At 70.7% G+C, this 2,138-nt stretch carries 2 protein-coding genes; both read left to right on the top strand.

The window, feature by feature from the left end:
• On the top strand, positions 1–1,091 hold a 1,091-nt coding region (locus tag G3O00_RS41970; protein ID WP_206146524.1), incomplete at its 5' end, for a protease modulator HflK.
• Between the two features lie 93 nt (positions 1,092–1,184).
• On the top strand, positions 1,185–2,138 hold a 954-nt coding region (locus tag G3O00_RS41965; protein WP_346779035.1), incomplete at its 3' end, for a protease modulator HflC.

Below are 2,138 nucleotides of genomic sequence, written 5' to 3'. Positions count from 1 at the left end.
CGTCGCTCGGCGCCGAGCTGCGCCATCGTTACGGCATCGACCTGCGGCAGAGCTGGGGCTGGCGCAGCTTCGTGCGGCTGCTGCCCGGCGCGCTCGCCGCTACCGTCGCGTGTGCGTGGCTGCTCACCGCCGTCGTCGTGCTGAACCCGGAGCAGCGCGCGGTCTATGAACGGTTCGGTGCGCCGGTCGCGGTCTGGCAGCCGGGCCTGCACGTCGGCTTGCCCTGGCCGTTCGGGCGCGCGCGCATCGTCGACAACGGCGCGGTGCACCAGGTCGCGATCGCGGGCAGCGCGAACGACGGCAGCGCAGATACGACGCCCGTGCCGGCCGACGGCCCGACGCCCGAACGCCTCGACCGTTTGTGGGATGTGCCGCATCCGTGGGAAACCACCCAGGTGATCGCCGGCGCGAACGGCGACCGCCAGAATTTCCAGATCGTCAACGCGGACGTGCGGGTCGACTACCGGCTCGGCCTGACCGATGCCGCGGCACGCGCGGCGCTCTATCGCACGATCGACCCGGAAAGCACGGTGCGCACGAGCGCCAATCGCGAACTCGTGCACTACCTCGCCTCGCATACGCTCGAATCGCTGCTGGAAACCAATCAGGCCGCGATGGCGGACCAGTTGAAGCGCGCGATCCAGCAGCAGCTCGACCGGCTGCAAAGCGGCGTCGACGTGATCGCGGTCGTGATCGAGAGCGTGCATCCGCCGACCGGTGCGGCTGCCGCCTTCCACGACGTGCAGGCCGCGCAGATCCGCGCGCAGGGCAGCGTCGCGCAGGCGCGCGGCTTTGCGGCCGGCCTGCTCGGCAACGCGCAGCAGCAGGCGCTCGAACGGGTCGCGCATGCGGAAGCGCAGGCCGGCGACACGGTGTCGTCAGCGCGCGTGCAGCAGATCGATTTCGACGCCGACCTGGTCGCGTACCGGCTCGGCGGCCCCGCGTTTCCGTTCGAGTATTACCTCGACCGGCTGCAACGCGGCCTGCGCAACGCACGCATGACGATCATCGACGACCGGCTTGCCGACGGCACGCGGGCGACCGTCGATCTTCGCAATACTCCTGCCGGCGATCTCGCCGGCATCCATTGACATGTCGCGGCGTGATCCGCACGGGCGGCGCAGCACGGCAACATGCCGTGCCGCTGCACCGCACGCGGGCGACGCCGCACCCGGGGCGATATCGTGAGTCTGTTTCATTCGCACGCGCATGATCATGCGCACCACGGCCATGGCCACGACCACCCTCATCACGCGCATCACGGTGCGCCGCAGCCGCCCGGCGCGTTCCGCCTGCGCGTCATCGTCGCGGTGCTGTGCGTGCTGGTCGCACTCGCGGTCGCGAGCTTCGTGCAGGTGCGTGCCGGCGAGGCGTCGGTGATCACGCGCTTCGGGCGGCCCGTGCGCGTGCTGCTCGAACCCGGGCTCGCGTGGCGCCTGCCTGCGCCGATCGATGCGGTGACACCGGTCGACCTGCGCCTGCACACCACGTCGAGCGGCCTGCAGGACGTCGGCACCCGCGACGGGCTGCGCATCATCGTCGAGGCCTACGTCGCGTGGCGCGTGCCGGCCGATGCGCGCGACATCGGGCGTTTCATGCGCGCGGTCGGCAACGAGCCGGACGAAGCGGCGCGGCAGATCCGCTCGCTCGTCGGCTCCGCGCTGCAGACGACGTCCGCCGGGTACGATCTCGCGTCGCTCGTGAACACCGACCCGGCCCAGGTGAAGATCGGCGAATTCGAAGAGGCGCTGCGCCGGCAGATCGACGCGCAGCTCTATGCGGCGTACGGCGTGCGTGTCGCCCAGGTCGGGCTCGAACGGCTCACGCTGCCGGCCGTCACGCTCGCGGCGACGGTGGACCGGATGAGCGCCGAACGCGAGACCGTGGCCGCGCAGCGCACCGCGGACGGCAATCGCGAGGCCGCGCAGATCCGCTCGGACGCCGAGCGAGACGCGCGCATCGCGCTGGCCGACGCGAACGTGAAAGCGGCCGGCATCGAAGCGCAATCGCGCAAGGATGCGGCCGACATCTACGGCAAGAGCTATGCGGGCAACCCGCACCTGTACACGATGCTGCGTTCGCTCGACACGCTGAACACGGTGGTCGGCACCAATACGAACCTGATCCTGCGCACCGAA

Source organism: Burkholderia sp. Ac-20384, assembly GCF_017104605.1.
In the GTDB taxonomy this organism is placed as follows: Bacteria; Pseudomonadota; Gammaproteobacteria; order Burkholderiales; family Burkholderiaceae; genus Burkholderia; species Burkholderia lata.
This window is presented reverse-complemented; position numbering and strand designations above follow the sequence as displayed.